General features: G+C 62.5%; 18 protein-coding genes. 4 read left to right on the top strand and 14 right to left on the bottom strand.

All coding sequences use genetic code 11. From position 1 onward, the window contains the following. Nucleotides 1-89: 89 nt before the first annotated feature. On the top strand, nt 90-2,522 hold the full coding sequence (locus tag GV829_RS12230) for a coiled-coil domain-containing protein (RefSeq protein ID WP_169947053.1): 2,433 nt from the start codon (nt 90-92) through the stop codon (nt 2,520-2,522). 27 nt (nt 2,523-2,549) lie between these two features. On the opposite strand, the gene GV829_RS12225 is transcribed toward GV829_RS12230, so the two are convergent. From GV829_RS12225 to GV829_RS12195, 7 genes are all read right to left on the bottom strand, one after another. Next, the gene (locus GV829_RS12225) at nt 2,550-3,872 is read right to left on the bottom strand and encodes a Xaa-Pro dipeptidase (RefSeq protein ID WP_169947051.1); all 1,323 of its coding nucleotides are present in this window, start codon (nt 3,870-3,872) and stop codon (nt 2,550-2,552) included. Between the two features lie 60 nt (nt 3,873-3,932). Then, the gene (locus GV829_RS12220; protein WP_169947049.1) at nt 3,933-4,544 is read right to left on the bottom strand and encodes a phosphatase PAP2 family protein; all 612 of its coding nucleotides are present in this window, start codon (nt 4,542-4,544) and stop codon (nt 3,933-3,935) included. Between the two features lie 35 nt (nt 4,545-4,579). Continuing rightward, nucleotides 4,580-5,317 carry a sulfotransferase-like domain-containing protein gene (locus GV829_RS12215; RefSeq protein ID WP_169947047.1) on the bottom strand — a complete coding sequence of 246 codons (738 nt, stop codon included), beginning with the start codon at nt 5,315-5,317 and terminating at the stop codon, nt 4,580-4,582. Further along, nucleotides 5,314-6,234, bottom strand: a complete 921-nt coding sequence (locus tag GV829_RS12210) for an aminotransferase class IV (RefSeq protein ID WP_169947044.1) — start codon at nt 6,232-6,234, stop codon at nt 5,314-5,316. The genes GV829_RS12215 and GV829_RS12210 overlap by 4 nt, the downstream gene beginning before the upstream one ends. 57 nt (nt 6,235-6,291) lie before the next feature. Beyond that, nucleotides 6,292-6,882 carry a hypothetical protein gene (locus GV829_RS12205; protein ID WP_169947042.1) on the bottom strand — a complete coding sequence of 197 codons (591 nt, stop codon included), beginning with the start codon at nt 6,880-6,882 and terminating at the stop codon, nt 6,292-6,294. Nucleotides 6,883-6,966: 84 nt separating this feature from the next. After that, the gene (lpdA, locus tag GV829_RS12200; protein WP_169947040.1) at nt 6,967-8,361 is read right to left on the bottom strand and encodes a dihydrolipoyl dehydrogenase; all 1,395 of its coding nucleotides are present in this window, start codon (nt 8,359-8,361) and stop codon (nt 6,967-6,969) included. Nucleotides 8,362-8,410: 49 nt separating this feature from the next. Then, nucleotides 8,411-9,691: a pyruvate dehydrogenase complex dihydrolipoamide acetyltransferase gene (locus tag GV829_RS12195; protein WP_169947038.1), complete on the bottom strand. Its 1,281-nt coding sequence runs from the start codon at nt 9,689-9,691 to the stop codon at nt 8,411-8,413. A gap of 186 nt (nt 9,692-9,877) precedes the next feature. Here GV829_RS12195 and GV829_RS12190 point away from each other — a divergent pair, with 186 nt between their 5' ends. After that, entirely contained in the window at nt 9,878-10,336 is a 459-nt protein-coding gene (locus GV829_RS12190) for a universal stress protein (RefSeq protein ID WP_169947036.1), read from the top strand. Nucleotides 10,337-10,345: 9 nt separating this feature from the next. Here the strand turns inward: GV829_RS12190 and GV829_RS12185 are convergent, their stop codons facing one another. The 5 genes from GV829_RS12185 to phaR form a co-directional block, all read right to left on the bottom strand. Continuing rightward, entirely contained in the window at nt 10,346-12,685 is a 2,340-nt protein-coding gene (locus GV829_RS12185) for a ribonuclease R family protein (RefSeq protein WP_169947034.1), read from the bottom strand. Between the two features lie 7 nt (nt 12,686-12,692). After that, nucleotides 12,693-14,042, bottom strand: coding sequence for a M28 family peptidase (locus tag GV829_RS12180; RefSeq protein ID WP_169947032.1), 1,350 nt, complete (start codon nt 14,040-14,042; stop codon nt 12,693-12,695). 92 nt (nt 14,043-14,134) lie between these two features. Continuing rightward, nucleotides 14,135-15,664: a proline--tRNA ligase gene (gene proS / locus GV829_RS12175; protein WP_169947030.1), complete on the bottom strand. Its 1,530-nt coding sequence runs from the start codon at nt 15,662-15,664 to the stop codon at nt 14,135-14,137. Nucleotides 15,665-15,709: 45 nt separating this feature from the next. Then, nucleotides 15,710-15,988 (bottom strand): hypothetical protein, encoded by a 279-nt coding sequence (locus GV829_RS12170; RefSeq protein ID WP_169947028.1) that lies wholly within the window; start codon nt 15,986-15,988, stop codon nt 15,710-15,712. A gap of 90 nt (nt 15,989-16,078) precedes the next feature. Next, complete coding sequence (gene phaR, locus GV829_RS12165) at nt 16,079-16,660, bottom strand: polyhydroxyalkanoate synthesis repressor PhaR (protein ID WP_169947026.1); 582 nt, start codon at nt 16,658-16,660, stop codon at nt 16,079-16,081. A 148-nt stretch (nt 16,661-16,808) separates the two neighbouring features. Here phaR and GV829_RS12160 point away from each other — a divergent pair, with 148 nt between their 5' ends. Beyond that, nucleotides 16,809-17,810 carry an alpha/beta hydrolase gene (locus GV829_RS12160; protein WP_169947024.1) on the top strand — a complete coding sequence of 334 codons (1,002 nt, stop codon included), beginning with the start codon at nt 16,809-16,811 and terminating at the stop codon, nt 17,808-17,810. On the opposite strand, the gene alr is transcribed toward GV829_RS12160, so the two are convergent. Continuing rightward, nucleotides 17,789-18,838, bottom strand: coding sequence for an alanine racemase (alr, locus tag GV829_RS12155; protein ID WP_169947022.1), 1,050 nt, complete (start codon nt 18,836-18,838; stop codon nt 17,789-17,791). The two genes, GV829_RS12160 and alr, sit on opposite strands and share 22 nt — an antisense overlap. A gap of 37 nt (nt 18,839-18,875) precedes the next feature. Continuing rightward, nucleotides 18,876-20,501, bottom strand: coding sequence for an MFS transporter (locus tag GV829_RS12150; RefSeq protein WP_169947020.1), 1,626 nt, complete (start codon nt 20,499-20,501; stop codon nt 18,876-18,878). Between the two features lie 123 nt (nt 20,502-20,624). Here GV829_RS12150 and GV829_RS12145 point away from each other — a divergent pair, with 123 nt between their 5' ends. Beyond that, nucleotides 20,625-21,395, top strand: a complete 771-nt coding sequence (locus GV829_RS12145; protein ID WP_169947019.1) for a cyclase family protein — start codon at nt 20,625-20,627, stop codon at nt 21,393-21,395. Nucleotides 21,396-21,410: the final 15 nt, after the last annotated feature.

Below are 21,410 nucleotides of genomic sequence, written 5' to 3'. Positions count from 1 at the left end.
ATGCCCCTGTCGAGGACGCGGAAGGGCTCATGGGAAGCGGTGGCTTTTTGCATATATATGCCGTGGATTAACCATGCTATGGTCGTCGCATGACAGGGGAACGCAAGATTGTTGGGATTTGGCCGGCTGCGCATGGCACGCCGAGCATCGGTGCGACCTTCAGCCGGGCATCCCGGCAAGAGCAACAGGATCAGTCCGACGGACAGCTAGAGGCTGAAACACAGCAGACCTCTCAGAAAGAGTTTTCTGATGGGCAGGACGGTGACGCGGCCGGCGCGGACCCCGCGCTTGGCAATGTCCAAATTGCCGGGCCGGAGGCTGATGGCTTTTGGGTCGGCTTTGACGAAGAGCCGGCTGCGAACACTGGTGGCTTCCCTTGGTCAGCAGCCGCTCTGGGGTTGCTGGCGCTGTTGTGGACGGCCGTGGTTCTTTGGACCGCTACGCAGGGGTTTGTCACCGCGCCGGTAATGGACGCGGTGCCTGGTTTGGTATCGGCTGTCACGGCACCGGTTGCCGTGTTGTTGCTGGCGTGGATGATCATCGAGCGCGGCTCGGAAAGGTCTGTTCGGCGCCATCTGCACCTGTTGGAGCAATTGCGGGTCGAACAGCGCAATCTGACAGAGCGGCTGGCGTTGATGGACCGGCTTTGGCATGACGCTCAGGCCACCCTGGCCAATAACGCGGCGGCTTATGCGCATCAGGCGTCGGAGGCCGGCCGTCAGATAGAGGCGACGAGCGCAGCCTTTGAAAGCCGTATGCGCGAAGCGGTAGGCCTGTCGGCGCAGATCAATGAGCAGGGAGACGCCGCCCGGCGGCACATGGAAAGCCTGATCATCGCTTTGCCCAAGGTTGACGATGTGGCCCAACGGGCGGCCGAAACCATGCGTGAAGCAAGCCAGGCCGCCTATCAATTCGGCGGGCAGCTGGAAGCGCAGATTGCCGCGCTGCGGAGTGAGGCTGCGGAGACGGGCAAGGTGCTGGGCGAAGCCGACCGGGGCCTTGCCGAGCGGATTGATGCCTTGATCGCGGCGACGGGCGCGGCTCAACAGGGTGCGGTTGCAACCGGCGAGCAATTTGCCGAGATTTTGGCGCGACAACGCGAGTCAGCCCTCGCCCTCCTGGCTGATCTTGCTGGTGGGATGGACGGCAGTGTTTCGACGGTTGAGCAGCGTTTCGACGCAGCGAGGACGATGCTGGACAAGGCATCGACGCGACAACTGGCTGCCCTTGCACGTGGAATCAGTGACGCGGAAACGAGGGCTGGCGCCCTTACCGCTGTGCTCAACAGTGCCATAGACAGCAGCGGCACGCTGGATTCGGAGCTGACTAAGCTCGTGGAAGAGGCGCGTGAGCGTGTCGATTCCATGGCCAGCAATTCGGCCGATCGTCTGGCTGCGCTGTCCGAAGCGGTTGCAGAATTTCAGACATTGTTTGCCCGTTTGGGCGAGCAGTCCGATTCGCAAATGGGTCGTGTCAGTGAGTTGGGGGACAAGGCCGCCACGCTTCTTTCCCTGTTGGGCGACGTAACCCGCGAGGTCGATGACGCTCTGCCTGCTGCGATTGCACGATTGCAGGAGCATGTGGCTCAAAGTGTTGAGGAACTTGCCGTCTTGCCGCCACTGGTTGAGGCCAATGCCGAAGGCGTAGGCACTGCTCTGGAGCAGCTTTATGCCTGCGAGGCCGCGTTGGAACAGCAAGTTGCAACGCTGGCGGCAATTGACCGGACAGCCAGCGAAACGCTGGCCGCTCAGGCAAAGGGCGTCGAGGCGGTCGGGACCGCCTTGGATGCATTGGCTGCACGTATGGCCGAAGTGGGGAGCACGGAGGCACCGGCCATGCTGGCTACCCTGTCACAGGCGGAACAGTCTGCGGATGCTGCGGCCGAGCGGGCAAGAAATGCTATCCTCCAGGTCGTTCGTTCGGCTGCTGGCGAGATTGAACAGGCGATCGCCGATGCCATCGACCAATCAGCCAATGAGGCGGTGACAGCCCGGATCGCGGGTGTCACCGCGGCGGCTGATGAGGCTGTGGCTTCGGCAACTGCCGCGTCGGATCGTCTGATGCGCCAACTGATCACCATAGCGGACAGTAGCGCGGCGCTCGAATCGCGCGCGGAGGCGGTGCGTGTAACGATGGAGACTCATGATCGCGAGACGCTGTCGCGTCAGCTGAGTTTGCTGACCGAATCGCTCCAGTCGACCGCTGTGGATATCACACGTGTGCTTTCGACCGATGTCGCAGATCAGGCGTGGAGCGCCTATCTGAAGGGCGACCGGGGTATCTTTGCGCGCCGGGCGGTTCGACTGCTGTCTGCCAGCGAGGCTCGCGAACTTCTGGCACGCTATCAGGATGACGATGACTTCCGTGGTCTCGTCAATCGCTACATCCACGATTTTGAAGCGATGCTGCGTTCCCTGCTGGACACGCGGGATGGCTCCTCGCTGTCGGTCACACTGCTCTCGTCCGATGTTGGCAAGGTCTATGTCGCATTGGCCCAGGCCATTGAGCGGCTGCGCAGCTGATCCTGCTCGACTGGCAGCCGCCGTACCTCAGGAACCTGACGGCGCAGCTTCTCGCGGAGATGCGGGTTCGACGAGCTGCCCACCCTTGACCACAGCATCCACGCTTTCGAGTTCCCTGACATTCGTCAGCGGATCACCGTCAACAGCAATGATGTCGGCATAGCGGCCCACCGCGATTGCGCCGATGTCCCTTTCACGGCGCAATGCTTCGGCGGCATTGCGGGTTGCCGCCTGGATCGCCTGGATCGGCGTCATTCCATATTCGACCATATAGCGGAACTGGCCGCCGGCCGTGGCGTGAGGCATGACCCCTGCATCCGATCCGAACACCATAGGAACGCCGGCGCGAACAGCACGACGGAAATTATCGCGCTGGATCTGGGCAACCTCCCGGTCCTTGCGCAGATTGTCTTCCATCACGCCATTTCGCGCGCCTTCGGCCTGAGTGTAATCGGTGTTGAAAATGTCCATGCTGAACCACACCGGCCGTTCGCGCCGGGCGGCAAGGCGGATGCCCTCCTCATCCACCAGACTGACGTGCTCGATGGTATCGATCCCGGCGCGAATGGCTGCGCGGATGCCATCCGCGCCATGGGCGTGGGCGGCAACCTGCATGCCCCACATATGGGCTTCCTCAGCGATAGCGCGCAGTTCCTCTTCGCTCAGCTGTTGCTGGCCGGGCTCGGTGTTGCGCGAAAAGACGCCGCCTGTGGCACACACCTTTATGACCTGTGCGCCCATGCGGCGCATTTCGCGGACGCGTTGACGCAGTGCCTGCGGCCCGTCCGCGACACCGGGAGCCGGTGTATGCAGTGACATCGGAAGAAAGGTCTCGTCGCAATGGCCGCTCGTAGCACCGAGCGCATACGCCGCCGGCACGATACGGGGGCCTATCGCGACACCCGCGTCAATGGCTTCCGCAAGACCCACATCATTGAGGTCATCCGAGCCGACATTGCGGACGGTGGTGAAACCGGCATCGAGCATGGCCCGCGCATTGCGTGCCGCGACATAGGCCCAGAACCGGTCCGAAAAGCGCAGCGAGTCATAGCCGCCCTCCTCGGCGAGGCTGTCCAGATGGACGTGCATGTCGATGAGGCCCGGCAGCAGCGTGCGGTCACCAAGGTCAATATGGTGGACCGAAGAACCCCAGCGAACGACGCGGGCATCGGCAATCGACGTGATACGTCCATCATCGCCCACGAATATGGCAGGATTTTCGACGACCTGGCCGGTCAACACGTCAACCATGCGTGCGGCGGTGATGACGGTTTCGGCGGTTGCAGGCGCGCAGAGGGCCGTGGCGGACAGCAGCGCCGCACTTGCGGCGAAGGAAAGGCGGTTGCGCATGGGATCGACCTCGTTGTCACATTTCAACGGCGAATCTGCCGCTTGCGCCTCTTTTGCCAGTCAGGCCCTGCCCTGCCCAGTCCCCTTCGGCAGCGAGCGCGAGCACAAGACCGCGGCGAGTGCAAAGGCGCCACCCCAAAGCCAGCCGGCTATGATGTCGGAGGGCCAGTGCACGCCCAGCCAAACCCGCGATACGCCCATGCCCGCGACAAGGATTATGGTGCCACCGCGAATGCCGATGCGGACACTGCGTGTGTCTATGCCTGCAGTCAGCATCCATATGATCAGCAGGAAAGCGATGGATCCAGTGGCATGACCGCTGGGCAAGCTGAACCCATCAGCATCGGTCAGCCATGGCACAACGTCCGGTCGCTCCCGCGCGACAAGCGGCTTGATCACGCCATTGGCGGTCAGCGTCGAACCAAATGCGGCGATTGGCAAGGCCAAGGCTGCCCGCCGTTGGTCCCAGAGGTACAGGGCAAGTGTTGCCAGCAGGATAAGCGGCGTGCGCTGATCGGCGTTGCCGACCCAGCTGAGCCAGAGAAAGCCGGCGGTCAGCGATTGGGGGCCGGATATGGCAAGGCCGCGCAGTTCGAGCATCAGCATCCGGTCAATGGCTGAGGTGCCGCACCAGTGGACCAGCATGATCCAGGCCACTGCAACGAGAAACATCAGCAGCGGCCAGCTCCATACGGGAATACGGTTGATCAAATGGCGTCTGCCCTGATGCGGTGGCGCGCGAGATGCTGATAGTCAGGCTGACAGGCGTCGGCCACGACAGCGGCCTGCTCATCAAGGGTGATGGGGCGATCGTCGGGTTTCTGGAAACCGCTGCTCGCGGCCACCGCGTCATACCAGTGGCTCGCCCAGATACCGTCATCAGGATGTATACCGGAAGGCCATGCGAGCATCGCCGGGTTCCAAGGGATACCGAGCGCAGTGCACAGTGCCGTCAATGTACCTGCCGGATCGGCCAGCACATCGGCGCTGTCGACGACCGGAGGCGCATGGCCCAAACGATCGGCGATGCGATCAAAAAAGGCACGTTGGGTTGCGTAGCCGAGATCTTCCGGTGTCACGCTTTCCCGCTTGTTCCGATAACTGGCGACCATTCGGGCGGGTTCGCGGATCAGGAAAGCGTGGATGCAATTGACAAGGTCATCGGGCTGAACCGGGCCTACCATGTGATGGGTCATGTGCTTCTGATACCAGACGGGCTGGCCGGCGGGCGCAGGTCCGGACAAGGCGGCAGTGACGCTGTGCCAGTCACAGTCCATGTCAGCAATTACTTCCGCAGCCATCGGGTGTGGCGCACCGCTTTCTTTCAGGAAGCAACCATAGAAGGGTTCGTCGCTGACTGCGCAATCTGGGCGTGAAGAAAAACTCCGCATCATCGCCGTGGAGATGTTCCGCGGGCCTGACCACATGCAAATGCGCAGGGTCATGGGCGGCCCCGCGCGGCTATGTCCCGCTCGATATGCGCGCGATACAGGGACTGGAGACGCTCGACCATCGGCCCCCTGCCCTCGGTCAGCTTGCGTCCATCAATGGTATGGGCGGGCACCACACCGGCAAAGGTGCCGGTCACAAAAGCCTCGTCGGCGCCGTACACATCGGTCAGGGAGAAATTGCGCTCAAACACCGGAATGCCATTTTCGCGGCAAAGACGGATGACATTGGCGCGGGTAATTCCGCCAAGGCAATAATCCCCGGTTGAGGTCCAGACCTCGCCCCGCCGCACGATGAAGAAATGGGTCGAGTTGCAGGTGGCGACAAAGCCATGTGGATCGAGCATCAAGGCTTCGTCGGCACCGGCCTGCGCAGCCTGTATGCAGGCGGTGATACAATTCAGCTTGCTGTGCGAATTCAATTTGGGATCCTGCACCGCCGGGTCGCCCCGACGGACGTGAACGGTGAACAGCGACAGGCCCTTTTCGACCGTGGCGGGCAGCGGGTCCTTGTGCTCCGCGATGATGACGATGGTGGCGGGCGAGACGACTACCCGTGGGTCCTGATAGGGGGTCGAGCGGATGCCGCGGGTGACCATCAGCCGGATGTGACAACTGTCCATCCCGTTGGCGTCGATCGTGTCGAACAGCCGCTGCTCCAGCTCGGCGCGGGAAATGCCGATGTCCATGGCAATCGCCTTCGCGCCTTCCCATAGCCGGTCGAGATGCTGATCGAGAAATGCCATGCGCCCGGCATGAACGCGGATCCCCTCCCACACGCCATCGCCAAGCATGAAGCCGCTGTCGAAGACAGAGACCATGGCCTGGGCGCGCGGGTAAAGCGAGCCGTTGACGTTGATGAGGATCGCGTCATTGCGCGGATCAGGGACGAAGTCGTGGGTTCCAAGTGCCATGACGCCCTGCGTAACGGCGGCAGGTGGGGCTCGTCAAACCCTGCCCAACGCCTGACGTCAGAATTGTTTCAAAATGCACAGGCTGAGCGGTCGCTTGGCCATGAACGTCATGAAGGCGTTAAACTTGTTGGGGTCATTCATTACAATGCAGCCGGCCGACCAGTTGTGATTCTTGGAAGAGATCTTGAACGCGCTCGCCCTGTGGACATGGGCGCTGATATTGCCGACCGTGACCGGGCCCTGTTCCTCCGCCTTGTTATCCTTGTCGGTATCCCGATGGTAGGGGAAGGGCTTGGTCTGGCGATAGGCGTTATACTTCCCCTGATGCTTGCCGTGCGTATGGCTCTCATAGACGATCGTGTCCGATTTGAGCAGCGGCGCACCAGCCTTGTTATAGTCTTTGTTGGTCGCATAGTGCTTCAGGACGTCAACGCCGGGATGCGTGGTGCAGGTCGCGACCATGAAGAAGGAAGGCTGCTCGCCAGTCTTTTTGCATTCGAAAACATAGGCCTTGTCATCAAAGGCGTCGGGGATGTCGGCACTGGACCGGACGGCGATCAGATAGATGCCCTTTTTCCAGCCGGAAAAGCCCTCGGCATGGGTCTCGACACGGTTGATCAGCTGTTGATCAGTGTAAATCATCGACATGATCTGTCCTCCTGCGTTGGGCAGAATGACAGGCCGGTCACCGAGGGCGCGTGACAAACATCACATGTGTAACAAAAAACCGCCTCAGAAATGCAGGGCCTTGCCATAGGCCGAGAGAACACTCTCGTGCATCATCTCGCTGAGCGTGGGGTGGGGAAACACGGTGTCCATCAACTCGCGTTCCGTCGTCTCCAGCGTCTTGCCGACGACATAGCCCTGGATCAACTCTGTGACTTCGGCGCCGATCATGTGGGCACCCAGCAATTCACCAGTTGCCTCGTCGAATATGGTCTTGATGAAACCCTCGGCCTCTCCGAGCGCGATGGCCTTGCCGTTGCCGATGAACGGAAATTTGCCGACCTTGACCACATAGCCTGCTTCCCTTGCCTTGGCTTCGGTCAGGCCGACGCTGGCAATCTGCGGGTGGCAATAGGTGCAGCCGGGGATGTTGCGCGGATCCATTGCATGCGGATGACCACCGGCAATGGCTTCGGCGGCGATGACACCCTCATGGCTCGCCTTGTGCGCTAGCCAAGGCGGCGCGGTGACATCACCGATGGCCCACAGGCCGGCGACATTGGTCTGGCACAGCGCATTGGTAACGATGTGGCCGCGATTGGTCTCGACGCCGAGCGCCTCCAGACCGATATTCTCGGTGTTGGGGACGATGCCGATGGCGACGATGCAATGACTGTACTGGCCGCTGACGACCTTGCCATCCTTGCCCTTGATCGCGGCGGTAACGCCCTTGTCGTCGCTCGACAGGCTTTCGAGCGCTGCACCGGTCAATATGGTCATGCCCTGCTTGGTCAGCGACTTTTCGAGGAAGTCGGAAACTTCGGCATCCTCTACCGGCACGATGCGGTCCATCATTTCGACGACGATAACATCAGCGCCCATATCGTTGTAGAAACTGGCGAATTCGATACCGATTGCGCCCGAGCCTATGACCAGAAGCTTGGTTGGCATTTCGGGCGGGACCATGGCGTGACGATAGGTCCAGATGCGCTTGCCATCCGCCGGCGCAAAGGGCAGATCTCGGGCGCGGGCGCCGGTAGCGATGATGATGTTTTTGGCAGACAGCTCTTCGCTTTTGCCGTCCTTGGTCACCGTCAGCTTTCCCGGAGCGGTCAGGACGCCCTCACCCATGTGAACGGCGATCTTGTTCTTCTTCATCAGGTGGGTGACGCCCTGATTTAGCTGTTTGGCGACCCCCCGCGAGCGCTTGACCACCGCGTCGATGTCCGCGCTGATCCCCTGCGCGATCAGACCATAATCACCGGCATGCCGCATATAATGATAGATTTCGGCCGAGCGCAGCAGTGCCTTGGTCGGGATGCAGCCCCAGTTGAGGCAGATGCCGCCCAGACTCTCTCGCTCGACAATCGCGGTTTTCAGCCCCAACTGTGCCGCGCGGATGGCGGCGACATAGCCGCCGGGACCGGAGCCGAGAACGATGAGGTCGTAGGTGGTGGTCACAAATATACTCCGCAATCTGTCAGCTATCACTCACGAGCAAACGGGCAGATCAGGCCACCAGTCCCAAGGGCTTTTCCACTAAAGCCTTGAAGGCGCTCATCAACTGCGCGCCGTCAGCGCCGTCGATGGCGCGGTGGTCGAAACTGCCGGTGCAGGTCATCACTGTGGCGACCGACAGGGCGTCGTCGACGATATAGGGGCGCTTTTCCCCCGCGCCGACGGCAAGGATCATGGCTTGCGGCGGGTTGATGACTGCGGTGAACTGCTTGATCCCCATCATACCCATATTCGAAATCGAGGCAGTGCCGCCCTGATACTCGCTGGGTTGCAGCTTGCCCGCCTTGGCCCGGGCGGCGAGGTCGTTCATCTCCGTGGCGATGGCGGAGAGCGACTTGGCGTCGGCATTGGCGACGATGGGGGTGATCAGGCCGCCAGGGATGCTGACCGCGACCGAAATGTCGGCGCGGTGGTATTGGCGCAAGGTATCGCCCACAAAGCTGACGTTGCACTGCGGAACCTGTTCAAGCGCCAGCGCTAGCGCCTTGATCAGCATATCGTTGACCGACAGCTTGATACCGCGTGCTTCGAGGCTGGCGTTGAGGTCAGCGCGAAGCTTGAGCAAGGCATCAAGCCGGACATCGACAGAGAGATAGATATGCGGCGCCTCCTGCATCGACTGGGCGAGGCGGCGGGCAATGGTCTTGCGCATGTTGGACAGTTTGACGTCCTCGTGCGGGATACCGAAATCGGGGAGCGCGACAGGAGTGGCCGCGGGCGAGGAGAAGGTCGCAGGCTGTATGGCCGGGGCTGTTGAAGCCTGTGCCGGGCTGGCACCATCGACATCGGCCTTGACGATGCGGCCATTGGGGCCCGTGCCGCTGATACTGGCCAGGTCAACGCCTTTGGCGGCGGCGATGCGCTTGGCCAGTGGCGATGCCTTGATACGGGTGCCTGTGGGGGCTTCAGCGGGCCTCGGCGCCGGGGTCTGAGCAGATGTCGTTTGAGTGGCAGCAGGAGCTGGTGCAGGTGAAGGCTCAGCGGCAGGGAACGTCGCAACCTTGGCAGCGGGAGCGGCGCTGGCATCCTCACCCTCGGCGGCGATGATGGCGATGACCTGCCCCACCTTCACATTTTCCGTGCCGGCGGGAACGAGGATTTGCGTGACCGTGCCTTCGTCGATCGATTCAAACTCCATGGTCGCCTTGTCGGTCTCAATCTCTGCGAGGAGATCGCCCGAAGAGATGCTGTCGCCTTCCTTGACCAGCCAACGGGCAAGTGTGCCTTCTTCCATTGTCGGGGAAAGGGCCGGCATCCTGAGTTCGACGGGCATGGGTGTCGCTATCCTCTGTCTTGTTCGCCACACCCTTAGCGCGGGAATGACGCTGCGTCATGGGGGCTGTTCAACCGATCAACCCTTCCGGGTCAAGCGCTTTGCCGTTGATCCGGGTTCCCCGCTTGTCTTTATACGAATTCCGGCGCAGCTTGGCCGTTCCTACACAGGCAGGGGATTGATGCGATGCGGACCTATCTGGTCGTCGTCGATGACAGTAACGAAGCCCGATTGGCACAGCGCTTTGCCGCGCGCCGGGCCCAACGCACGGGTGGCAATGTCCATCTGGTTGCCGTGACGGAGCCCTCTCAATTTGTCGCCTGGGGTGGTGTGCAGGCCACGATCGAGGATGAAGCCCGGGAAAAGGCGGAAGCAGTGGTGAAGGCGGCAGCAAATGCGCTGGCCTCGGCCCATGCCATCATGCCGCGTGTCAGCGTACGGCAGGGTGATGCCGCAAGCATTGTGCGCGAGATAATCTCCGAAGACAGCGAAATCGCCGCGCTGGTATTGGGTGCTGCGGCGAGTGGTCCACCGGGGCCGCTGGTCGCCCACTTCACCGGCCATGATTCAGGCAGCTTGCCCGTAACCGTTATGATCGTGCCGGGGTCGCTGAGTGAGGCTGAGGTCGACCGGCTCAGCGAATAGGCGGATGCCTTAGCGCGATTGGTGGCGGATGTTGGACGGGCGCCCGCGCTTTCCGACCAAGTGCTTTCCGCGCCGCTTGAGGCCCGCCGGCGGCGGTTCCTTGCCGCTGGGCGGGGACGATCCCCTGCCCCGCTTGGCGCCGGGCCGGGTCCGACCGGTACGGCCCATTGGCAGATAGTCACCACCCTGTGGCGCATCGGGCAAAGCAAAGGCAAGGCTACCGGTCAGCGGATTGGCATCGACCAGCCTCAATTCGATCCGCATTCCAGACTGAAATATCGTGCCGCTCTCTTCGCCGGTCAGACTTTGTGCCTTTTCATCCCAGCGATAATATTCGTCGCCGAGAGTCGAAACAGGGACCAGCCCGTCGCCGCCCAGCCCCTCTACCTGGGCGAAGAAGCCGAAGTTCTGAACGCCAGTGATGCGGGTCTGCATGACATCGCCGATGTGCTCGGCGAGATAGGCCGCGACATAACGGTCGATGGTCTCGCGTTCCGCCTCCATCGCACGACGCTCTGCCTGCGAGATGACTTCACCGGTGCGCGGGAATGCGGCACCATCCTCCTTTGACAGGGCGGTTACAGGGGAAATGGCCTTGTCCCTGGGCTTCGGCGCCTCAAGGTCCCAGGCGGCGACCAGTGCCCTGTGAACGAGCAGATCGGCATAACGGCGGATGGGGCTGGTGAAATGGCCGTAGCTGCCAAGGGCAAGGCCGAAGTGGCCGGCGTTGACCGGGGAATAATAGGCCTGCGTTTGGGTACGAAGCAGTTGCTCCATCATCCGCTGCCGCTCGTCAGGCTCCTCGAAGCGTTCGAGCAGCTGGTTGAAGGTGGCGGGAGTGATCACCTGTCCCAGCGCGAAGTTCATGTCATAGGTCGAGAGGAATTCCTTGAGCGCCACCAGCTTCTCACGCGCTGGAGGTTCATGGACCCGGTACATAACCGGCGATTTCTTTGCCTCCAGCGCCTTGGCAGCAGCGACATTGGCGGCGATCATGAAATCTTCCACCAGTCGATGGGCATCGAGCCGCTCGCGCACCCTGATCTCGGATATGCGTCCCTTGTCATCGAGCATCACCTGTCGTTCGGGCAGGTCGAGTTCTAGGGGGGAGCGGGTGGCACGGGCTTTGGCAAGCAGTCGCCAGGCGGCCCAAAGTTGTGTCAGATGTTGCGGCGCATCACCACGGTCGATCATTGCCTGTGCATCCTCATAGGCAATGTTGGCGGTGAGGCGGACACGGGCTCGGGAGAAGCGCCAGCCGGTGACCTTGCCTTTCTTGTCGATCGTCAGGTGACAAGCGAGTGCGGCGCGATCCTGATCCTGCTTGAGCGAACAGACGCCTGAGGAAAGGACATGCGGCAGCATCGGCACGACCTGATCGGGGAAATAGACGCTGTTGCCGCGCTTGCGCGCTTCCTTGTCGAGTGCGCCGCCCGGACGAACATAAAAGCTGACATCGGCGATGGCGACGACTGCCCGATAGCCGCCGGCATTGACCGGATCAGCATCCGGTTCGGCCCAGATGGCATCGTCATGGTCGCGCGCGTCGCGCGGATCGATCGCGACGATCGGCAGATGCGTCAGGTCTTCGCGGCGCGGGTCCTCCAGCGACAGTTTGGCGACACGCTCCGCCTCGCTGATCACCTCTTCGCCGAAAATGTGCGGCAGGCCATATTTGTGGATGGCGATGAGGCTGAGCGCGCGCGGGGCGAAGGGATCAGCCAAGCGCTCGGTAACGCGGGCATTCTGGCGCGGGGCCTTGCCCCCCAATGTGGCGAGGACGAGGTCCCCGGCCTGCGCGCCTCCCGCTTCATGCACCGGCCATTCGCGGCGGTTGCGCTTGTCGACCGAGCGCAGCCAGAGCATGGGCTTGCCGCCGGGGCCGGTATCGGCGGCGAGCACGCCGATGATCTCCTCCTCGACCTTTTCGAGCCGGCGGATCGGGTGGGCGACATGGCCCTGCCCTGCTTCCTCGATACGGGCGAGAATGCGGTCGCCAACGCCCAAGGCGCTACGCTTGCCGCGCTCAACCACGCGGACGCGGGGCGGCGGACCATCGGCCTCCCACCGTTCGGGTACGGCAAAGACGCTGCCGCCATCGGCATCCGCCACGCGCAGCACTGTGACCTTGGGTAAGCCGCCATATTTGTGGAAGGCGCGACCGGGTCCGATGTCTATCAGACCTTCGTCCGCCATGTCCTTCAATAAGGCCTTGAGCAGCACCTTGTCCGGTCCGCGAATGGCAAAAGCCTTGGCAATCTCCCGCTTGCCCGCCGGTTCACGGCTGCTCTCGATAAATCGGAGAATGTCCTCCCGCGTGGGAAGGCCGGGCTTGAGCTTGCGGGGCATCAGCGTGTCAACGTGGCAACGGAGCGAAGGCTCCGCCGGGAACGGCCGAGGCCACGGGGCTTTCGCTCCCATCTGAGGCGACGCTGCTGATGCCGAATACCCAGTCATCAACGCGGATACCGTTCAGCGTCGCGCTGAGACGGGATGTCGCAGTGGAAACCGGCGCCTCCAGCGTGCGCCAGTCACGTTCGTCGGTTCGTCGCTGATAAATCCGATAAGCGGCGGCGCCGACAACCGGCTCCCAGCTCAAGGTCGTATTGACCGATACAGCTCCCTCGACCCTCGGCGCGGGCGGCATGGGCGCGCGGGCAAGAGCGGCAAGCGCACGGACATTAAGCGCGGTCACCCGGGCGAGATAGGGAAAGTCCATCTCATCGATGGTGTCACCATAGACTGTGCCATTTTCGGTGCGCAGGTCCTGATGCTGGTGGTCATAATCCTCGATGGCGACGGACAGGCGTACGGCGGGATAGCCGGCCTCCTGCATCGGTAACTGATCACCACCGCGACCAAATCGGTCGGCACGGAAAACTTGACGCACCGTCGGCAAGCCCGGTTGCGGGCCACTCAGCCCGGCGATGAAACGCGATAGGTTGCGCGACGGGCTGTCATTCTCTCCGCCCTCTCGGCGGGCACTCGCACGATAGGCATCCGTGCTGTCAGCGCGCGGGCCTTCGGAAAAGACGCGGACATGGGCGTCGTCAATGACGCCGTCGCTGCCGCGCGTGCCACCGATAATGTCATTGTTGAGCTGTGCCTTTACCGTCCAGCCCTGTGCCGTTGCGTGGGCAGCAAGCAGGCGGCCGCCGTAAAGCCCCTGCTCTTCGCCCGAGAGCACCGCATAGACGATGGTGGTCGAGAAACGGTGGCGGGAGAGCACGCGTGCAGCTTCGATCACCGCAGCGGTCCCCGATGCATCATCGTTGGCACCGGGCGCGTCGGCGGTCGCGTTCATGACGTCACTGACCCGGCTGTCGATATGGCCGGAGATGATGACCACTTCATTGGGCCGCTCGGTGCCCAGCTGCACACCCAGCACATTGACGAGACGGGTGGGCACGGGGACGCGATTGCCCTGGATCATCTGTTCGGGAAGCTGGACTGTCAGGCAGCCACCGCAATCGGCACTGATGCGGCGAAACTCGGCCTCGGCCCAGCGGCGGGCGGCACCGATGCCACGCACGGGATTATCCTGTTCGGACAAGGTGTGGCGCGTGCCAAAGCCAACCAGCGCCTCAACCATCGATCGCAGGCTGGATTCCGACACCTGTGTTTCAGGTGCGGGGACGGCTGCCTGCTGAGCGATGGCGCTCGTGGACAAGCAAAGGGCGGTGATGGTGAGGATTGATTTGATCATGCGGGGCGTTGTTGCCGCTGATCCGCTCGAGGGCAAGGCCTTTCGGCAAAGGGGCCGCCAACAACCGGGGCGGCCCCCAAAGAGCCGATGTGTCAGTAGGCCTTGCCGATAAGGATGCGCTCGACAGCGGCCTCACCCGTGAGCGGGCAGGTGCCGCTCGCAGGGTCGGCGTCCAGCGGGACATTGCGCATGGTCAGTTTGAGTGCCTTGACCTTTTCGACGACGGCGTCGAGCGCCGCACCGGTCGGGCGTGACCAGCTGATTTCGACCCAGCCGGGGACTGCATTGCCATTGAAATAGGCAATAATGCCGTCCCAGTCGCTGATGTCGCGGACGATGTTCGCATCGAGCCGCGCCTTGGCTTCGGCATGGAGATTGGCCTGGATCGATTCGAGCAGGACGCCGATGCCCGAGACAAAGCCCGGACGCTCGGGGAACTCGGTCGCGAGCTTGCCGTCCTCACGATAAAGGGCATCGCGGCGGATGGCGGCGAGTTTGCCGGCGGCGACATCACGCCCGCCGATCTCGACGACGACCGGCGCGCCCTTTTTGAGCCATTCCCAGCGCTTGCCCGCGCTCTTGCCCGGACGCTTGTCGAGATGGACGCGGACGCGTTCACCCAGCGCGCTCTGTGTCGTCAGTTCGGCGACGAGCGACTGGCAATAGTCGAGAATGGCGGCGTCGCCCTCATCATCGCGCAACATGGGGACGATGATCACCTGCCAGGGCGCGATGGCGGGCGGTACGCGCAGGCCGTCATCATCGCCATGCGTCATGATGACGCCGCCGATCATGCGGGTAGAGGTGCCCCAGCTGGTGGTGTGGGCAAAGTCGTGCCCGCCTTCGCTGGTCTGGTAACGGATCCCTGCCGCTTCTGCGAAACTGGTACCGAGATAGTGCGATGTGCCGGCCTGCAATGCCTTGCCATCCTGCATCATGGCTTCGATCGAATAGGTGGCGACAGCTCCCGGAAAGCGCTCATGCTCGGGCTTCTCGCCGGCAATAACCGGCATGGCGAGGACATTCTCGCTGAACTCGCGATACATTTCGAGCGCGCGCAGCGTTTCCTTCATCGCGTCGTCGCGGTCGGCATGGGCGGTGTGCCCTTCCTGCCAGAGGAATTCGCTGGTGCGCAGGAACATGCGGGTGCGCATTTCCCAGCGGACGACATTGGCCCATTGGTTGACCATGAGCGGCAGGTCGCGCCAGCTCTGCACCCAGCGCGCCATGGCTGCACCGATCACCGTTTCCGACGTCGGACGGACAATCAGCGGTTCCTCAAGCTTCGCTTCGGGATCAGGAACCAGCCCCCCCTTGCCATCACCGATCAGGCGGTGGTGGGTGACGACCGCCATTTCCTTGGCAAAACCGTCGACATGCTCCGCCTCCTTGGCGAAGTAGGACAGCGGGATGAACAATGGGAAATAGCAATTCTCGACACCCGCGGCCTTGATCCTGTCGTCCATCAGGCGCTGGATGCGTTCCCAGATGCCATAGCCCCATGGGCGGATGACCATGCAGCCGCGCACGCCCGATTCCTCGGCCATGTCGGCGGCGCTGATGACTTCCTGATACCAGGCAGCAAAATCCGCTGCGCGTGTCGTGTTGAGAGCATGTTTCATGGCCCGCGCCCTAGCGCAGGGGCAAGGGCAAGCCAAGGGTGTTGGTCAGGCAGCTTCGCGGTGACGGCGACCAAAGGCCGGATGGCTGCTTGCAACGAAAATGGGTGCTTTTGCAGTTTCGGTCGTCATGGGCGGGGTGATCTCCTCCGCTTCGTCCGGACCCACTTCCATTTCGGTATCCTGCTGGCCCAAGGCCTCAAACCAGGCCCAGGCGTCGCGCAGCAGCACGGTTGCAACCGCAAGCAGCACAATCGCAAAAATGCCAAGCACATAGCCCTGGCGATGACCCAGATCGTCCAGTGTAAAAAACAGAAGCTCGCTCATCGACTTGGTCCCGCTTTAGGCCTCGTCCGAAACGAATTGCGCTGGCGCCTTACCAAATCGTTGATGTTGCCCGGGCTGTCCCGTTTTGGGTTAGTTTTTTTTGCCCATTTGCGCCTTCAGCGCCTCAAGCTCGGCGCGCAGGGCCGCAATCTCTTCATCCTTGCTGCCTTTGGCGGAAGTGCGCGAAGGTTTGGCCGGAACAAAGGCGCTCGCGGCTGCCTCGAACATGGCCATGTTGCGCTTCGCCAGTTCTGCCAGCGGATTGCCGGCCAGCGCGCCTTCGAGGGCGGAACGGAACTGCTGCTGGTTGCGGCGGAAACTGTCCATCGAGGCTTCGAGATAGTCCGGCACCATCGCCTGCATACCGTCGCCATAGAGCGAAATGAGCTGGCGCAGGAAGCTGACCGGCAGCATCGTCTGGCCGCGCTGTTCCTCCTCCATGATGATCTGGGTCAGCACCGAATGGGTAATGTCCTCGTCGCTCTTGGCATCAACGACCCGGAATTCGCGCCCCTCGCGCACCATCGCCGCCAAATCGTCGAGCGTGATGTAGGAGGATTTCCGCGTGTCATAGAGCCGGCGGTTGGCGTATTTCTTGATGGTTATGATCCCATCATCGCTGCCGCGCCTGCTTTCGCGCGTTGCGTCCCGATTGCTGCTCTTGCCCGCCATGATGCTTCCTGTAATTTCGCAATGATCGCGAGGCGCATGGTGCGCAACAAAAGCGACCGGATTGGTATTGGTGGTAGCAGAGTTTTATCCCGCACTGCAACATAACACTGGCGGACGCACTCCGCGGCCGCTGCCCTTGTTTCTTGACATGGTGCGTCATGTCGCTCTGCACGATCCGACCTTGGCGCGCGCAGCGCTCGAAGGCCTGCGGGTCTATGGCAAGGCGATGCGTCCTGCCCGTCCAGTGCGAACCGTTGTGGCAAGGCAAGGGCGGGCCCAGCTTCTGGGGACTACTGTGTCAGGGGCGCCCCTGCTGCTTGTGCCGTCGTTGATCAATCCATCCCATGTGCTTGACCTTGATGCAGAGCGTTCGCTGCTGGCTTGGCTTGGCACCAATGGCCATGCTGCCATGCTGCTCGATTGGGGCGTCCCCGAGCTGTCGGAGCGCGATCTGACCATTGCTGGCCATGTCGAAGGCTATCTGGTGCCGCTGTTGGAGCAACTCGGTGAACCAGTGCATCTCGTCGGTTATTGTTTGGGTGGGACAATGGCAATAGCGGCCTCCCGAATTCTGCCCGTCCGGTCGCTGACGCTGATGGCGACACCCTGGCATTTCGGCCGTTATCCTGCCGACGCCCGGGCTTCACTCGCCCGGCTGTGGAAGCGGCAGGAGGCGCAGGTCCAGACGATGGGTCTGATGCCCATGGAAATGTTGCAGACCGCTTTCTGGGGACTGGACCCGGACAGGACTGTCAGCAAATTTGCTGCACTCGCCGGGCGCAGCATTGATGATCCGGTGGTGACTGGTTTTGCGGCGCTGGAGGATTGGGCCAATGACGGCGCGCCGCTGACGGCTGCGGCGGGCGAAGATCTCTTTTGCCGGTTGATGCACGATGACCAGACGGGTGCAGGGCAATGGTTGGTCGCTGGCAAGGCGATCCGGCCTGAAGACATTGCTGTACCAGTACGCCATTTTGTTGCGCACAATGACCGTATAGCTCCGGCAGAGACGGCGCCGGACGGGATCGATGCGGTGCCCTGCCCTTCGGGTCACGTCGGCATGATCACCGGGAGTCGGGCGCAGCTGGGGTGCTGGGAACCGCTCGCCGAGTGGCTGCGCTCGGTCGATCAGGCCCAGAGCCGATCGTAGCGACTCCCGAGCCCCGTCAGCAATTCGTAGGGCGACAGGCCCGATAGGCGTGATGCCTCTGATAGGTCATAGTCGATAGCCACCCAGTCGCCTTCGCGCACATCCAGCGCATCCGGCAATGCGAGGGCGACGAGGTCCATGGACACGCGGCCGATTACCGGCAGATGATGCCCGCCAAAGCTTGCCGAGCCTTTGCCGGAGAAGGAACGCAGATAGCCATCGGCATAGCCAAGGTTTATGATCGCAACGCGGGTGTCGTGATCCGCGCGCCAAGTCGCGTTATAGCCCACGGGCTGTCCGGCACTGACGGTGCGCAGTTGCAGGATTTGGGACTCCGGATGAACGACCGCGCGAATATGCGGTGCGGCCTCTGGCCGGGGAATGCCGCCATACAGGGCGAGGCCGGGCCGGGTGAGATCGAAATGATAGTCGGAACCCAGACAAATCCCTGCGCTGTTGGCAAGGCTGGCGCGCTGGTGCGGAATGGCGGCGACAGCGGCGCGGAAAGCGGCCAACTGCTCGCCATTTTGCGGCACATCCTCGTCGGCGGTGGCAAGGTGGCTGGTCAGCGTATGGATAGTGAGCCCGACCAGCAGGCCGCTCGTGGCATCATCCAGCGCCAGACCCAGACGGTTCATCCCGGTGTCGATCATCACATCACAGGCGCCGCCCCCGGCATCACGCCAGCGGCGGACCTGATCGGGGGTGTTGAGCACCGGGCGGGCGAACCCGGCAAGTGCCAGCGGCATATCCTCGTCACGCATGCCGTGGAGGACGCTGATCGACGCACCAGCTGCGACGTCGTGGATTGCCAGCGCTTCGGCCCAGGTGGCGGTGAAGAAATCGCGGCAGCCCGCAGCGCCAAGCAGCCTGACCACGTCGGTAGCCCCGGTGCCATAACCATTGGCTTTCACCGCAGCGCCACAGGCAGCGCTCCCCTGCCCGGCGAGCCAGCGCCAGTTGTGGACGAGAGCATCGGCAGACAGGCGCAGCCGCAGTGGCGAAGGGGGCGGGACGAGTGTGGTCACCCCTGCCCCCTAGCCGCCAAGGCCGGTGCTGTGAAGATCAGCCACGCTCGGTATGCGTTTCCTTCAGGAGGAACAGGCTGACGAGGAAGGCAATCGCGACGATCACCCATGTGTACCAAAGTCCGGCATAGGGATCCCCCGATACCGCCACGATATAGGCTGAGATCAGCGGCAGGAAGCCGCCGAAATAGCCGGTGCCGATATGATAGGGGATCGACATGGAGCTGTAGCGTATGCGGGGCGGGAACATTTCCGCCAGCAGTGCCGCCACCGGGCCATAGGTAAAGCCCGAGAGCGCGGACAGGCCCATCAGCGCGGCAAAGATGATGAGAATATTGCCCCAACTCGGCACATGCTTGGCAAAATCATAGCCGGCGGCTTCCAACGCCGGTTGCAACTGCGCCTTGTCGGTGACGGTCAGGCTGGTCGCGCCGATGTTGACGACTGGCGCCGCGCTGACGGGGGCCGATGACGGCTCCACCGTATAGACCACGCCCAGCTTGGTCAGCTCGCCCAGCACCTGACCACATGGCGTGGCCTGCGCCTTGGCGAACGGATCAAAGGTGCAGCCCGATGCCGTGACGGAGACAGGAGAGGTTTCGGCCGCGGCCGAGGAAGCGGGGTTGGCGGCATGGCCCATCAGCCAGAACAGGGGGAAGAGCAGCACCAATGTCGCGGCATAGCCGATGACGATGGGCTTTTTGCGCCCGACCTTGTCCGAGACATGCCCGGCCCACAGGAAAAAGCCCATGCCGCATGCGGCGGACACGCCGACGATGATTTCCGCTGCTGTCGTTTCGACCCGCATCGGCCCGGTGAGGAAGCCGAGGCCGGTGAACATGGCGGTGTACCAGATCACCGTGAGGCCGGCGGCAATGCCGAACAGGGCGACAAAGATGCGCAGCTTGTTGCCGGGGTAGGTGAAGGCCTCCTTGATCGGGTTGGAGGCAATGTTGCCTTCCTCCTTCATGGCCTGGAACACCGGGCTTTCGGACAGCTTGATACGCATCCACAGCGAGATGCCGAGCAGGATCAGGCTGAGCAGGAAGGGCACGCGCCAGCCCCAGTCATTCCATACATCCTCGGGGAAGGCCGCCTTGCAGCCGAGCACGACCACGAGGCTGAGGACGAAGCCGCCGACAACGCTGGCCTGGATGAAGCTGGTGTAGAAGCCCCGCTTTTTGGCTGGCGCATGTTCGGCGACATAGACGGCCGCACCGCCATATTCGCCGCCGAGCGCCAGCCCTTGCAGGATGCGCAGGAAGATGACGAGAATGGGTGCGGCAATCCCGATGCTTTCGGCTGATGGAATCAGACCCACACCGGCCGTCGCGACGCCCATCAGCGTGACCGTGACCAGGAAGGTATATTTGCGGCCCAGCCGGTCACCAAGGAAACCGAACAGCACAGCACCCAGTGGGCGGAAACCGAAGCCGACGGCAAAACCGGCCCAGACCAGCAGCGTTTGCAGCGTCGCATTGTCAGCCGGGAAAAAGGTGCTACCGATGATCGCGGCGAGCGTGCCGTAGATGAAGAAATCATACCATTCGAACACGGTCCCAGCCGACGACGCGCCGATGACAAGGCGCAGTTCGGCGGCGGTCGGCTCGCGATGCGGCACCGTGCCCGCAGGCGCTCCGGCGTCTGCCACTGTCTCGCTCATTGATGGTCTCCCCGATGATCGGTCTTTATTGGCTTTGCGTCACTATTGGCGCGGGCGCGGGCAAGCTGCAAGCGGTCAAAAAAGGTATTGGTCGAATGGCGGCAATCATGGCAGCATGCCGTCATGACCCAGCGCTTCATCGATCTCTCCATCCCCATCTGCAACGATGTGATTTCAGACCCGCCGGTGATGCGGCCGCAGATCACTTATGCGACGCATGAAAGCACATGGGAGCAGATAGCCATGTTCTTTCCCGGGCTGGAGCAAAAGGACTTGCCCGATGGGGAAGGCTGGGCGGTCGAGATGCTGTCGCTTTCCACCCACAATGGCACGCATATGGACGCGCCATGGCATTATCATTCGACGACTGATGCTGGCGCATCCCCTGCCCCCAGCATCGACGAAGCGCCGCTCGACCTGTTCATGCGGCCCGGCGTGAAGCTGGATTTCAGCCACAAGCCGCACGGCTCGCTCGTCAGCGCGGCAGAGGTCGAAGCCGAACTGGCGCGCATCGGCCATGATCTGCAACCGCTCGACATTGTGCTGGTCAAGTCGGGCGCCATCTATGGCACCGAGAATTTCACCGATCAGGGCTGCGGCATGGGTGCCGAGGCGACGCTCTATCTGACCGAACGCGGCGTGAAGGTGGTTGGCACCGATGCCTGGAGCTGGGACGCACCGTTCAGCCACACGGCGAAGCGCTGGGCCGAAACGCGCGACCCGTCGATCATCTGGGAAGGCCACAAAGCCGGGCGCATCCGCCCCTATTACCAAATCGAAAAGCTGGCCAACCTCGACGAAGTGCCGGCAACCGGCTTCACCTTTTGCTGCTTCCCGGTGAAGATCGAACGGGCGAGCGCCGGGTGGATCAGGGCTGTGGCGATTGTCGGCTGAGGCCGCGTGCCAATC

Source organism: Sphingomonas lacunae (genome assembly GCF_012979535.1).
Lineage (GTDB): Bacteria > Pseudomonadota > Alphaproteobacteria > Sphingomonadales > Sphingomonadaceae > Sphingopyxis > Sphingopyxis lacunae.
Note: the sequence above shows the minus strand (reverse complement) of the source record. Positions and strands in the feature narration are given on the sequence as shown.

Coding starts and splice junctions, on each gene's coding strand:
- GV829_RS12180 (WP_169947032.1), bottom strand. CDS start 14,042: ATGATCAAATCAATCCTCACCATCACCGCCCTTTGCTTGTCCACGAGC.
- GV829_RS12150 (WP_169947020.1), bottom strand. CDS start 20,501: ATGAGCGAGACAGTGGCAGACGCCGGAGCGCCTGCGGGCACGGTGCCG.
- proS (WP_169947030.1), bottom strand. CDS start 15,664: ATGAAACATGCTCTCAACACGACACGCGCAGCGGATTTTGCTGCCTGG.
- GV829_RS12145 (WP_169947019.1), top strand. CDS start 20,625: ATGACCCAGCGCTTCATCGATCTCTCCATCCCCATCTGCAACGATGTG.
- phaR (WP_169947026.1), bottom strand. CDS start 16,660: ATGGCGGGCAAGAGCAGCAATCGGGACGCAACGCGCGAAAGCAGGCGC.
- GV829_RS12210 (WP_169947044.1), bottom strand. CDS start 6,234: ATGGCACTTGGAACCCACGACTTCGTCCCTGATCCGCGCAATGACGCG.
- GV829_RS12160 (WP_169947024.1), top strand. CDS start 16,809: ATGGTGCGTCATGTCGCTCTGCACGATCCGACCTTGGCGCGCGCAGCG.
- GV829_RS12205 (WP_169947042.1), bottom strand. CDS start 6,882: ATGTCGATGATTTACACTGATCAACAGCTGATCAACCGTGTCGAGACC.
- GV829_RS12195 (WP_169947038.1), bottom strand. CDS start 9,691: ATGCCCGTCGAACTCAGGATGCCGGCCCTTTCCCCGACAATGGAAGAA.
- GV829_RS12190 (WP_169947036.1), top strand. CDS start 9,878: ATGCGGACCTATCTGGTCGTCGTCGATGACAGTAACGAAGCCCGATTG.
- GV829_RS12185 (WP_169947034.1), bottom strand. CDS start 12,685: ATGCCCCGCAAGCTCAAGCCCGGCCTTCCCACGCGGGAGGACATTCTC.
- GV829_RS12170 (WP_169947028.1), bottom strand. CDS start 15,988: ATGAGCGAGCTTCTGTTTTTTACACTGGACGATCTGGGTCATCGCCAG.
- GV829_RS12215 (WP_169947047.1), bottom strand. CDS start 5,317: ATGACCCTGCGCATTTGCATGTGGTCAGGCCCGCGGAACATCTCCACG.
- GV829_RS12225 (WP_169947051.1), bottom strand. CDS start 3,872: ATGCGCAACCGCCTTTCCTTCGCCGCAAGTGCGGCGCTGCTGTCCGCC.
- GV829_RS12230 (WP_169947053.1), top strand. CDS start 90: ATGACAGGGGAACGCAAGATTGTTGGGATTTGGCCGGCTGCGCATGGC.
- GV829_RS12220 (WP_169947049.1), bottom strand. CDS start 4,544: ATGTTTCTCGTTGCAGTGGCCTGGATCATGCTGGTCCACTGGTGCGGC.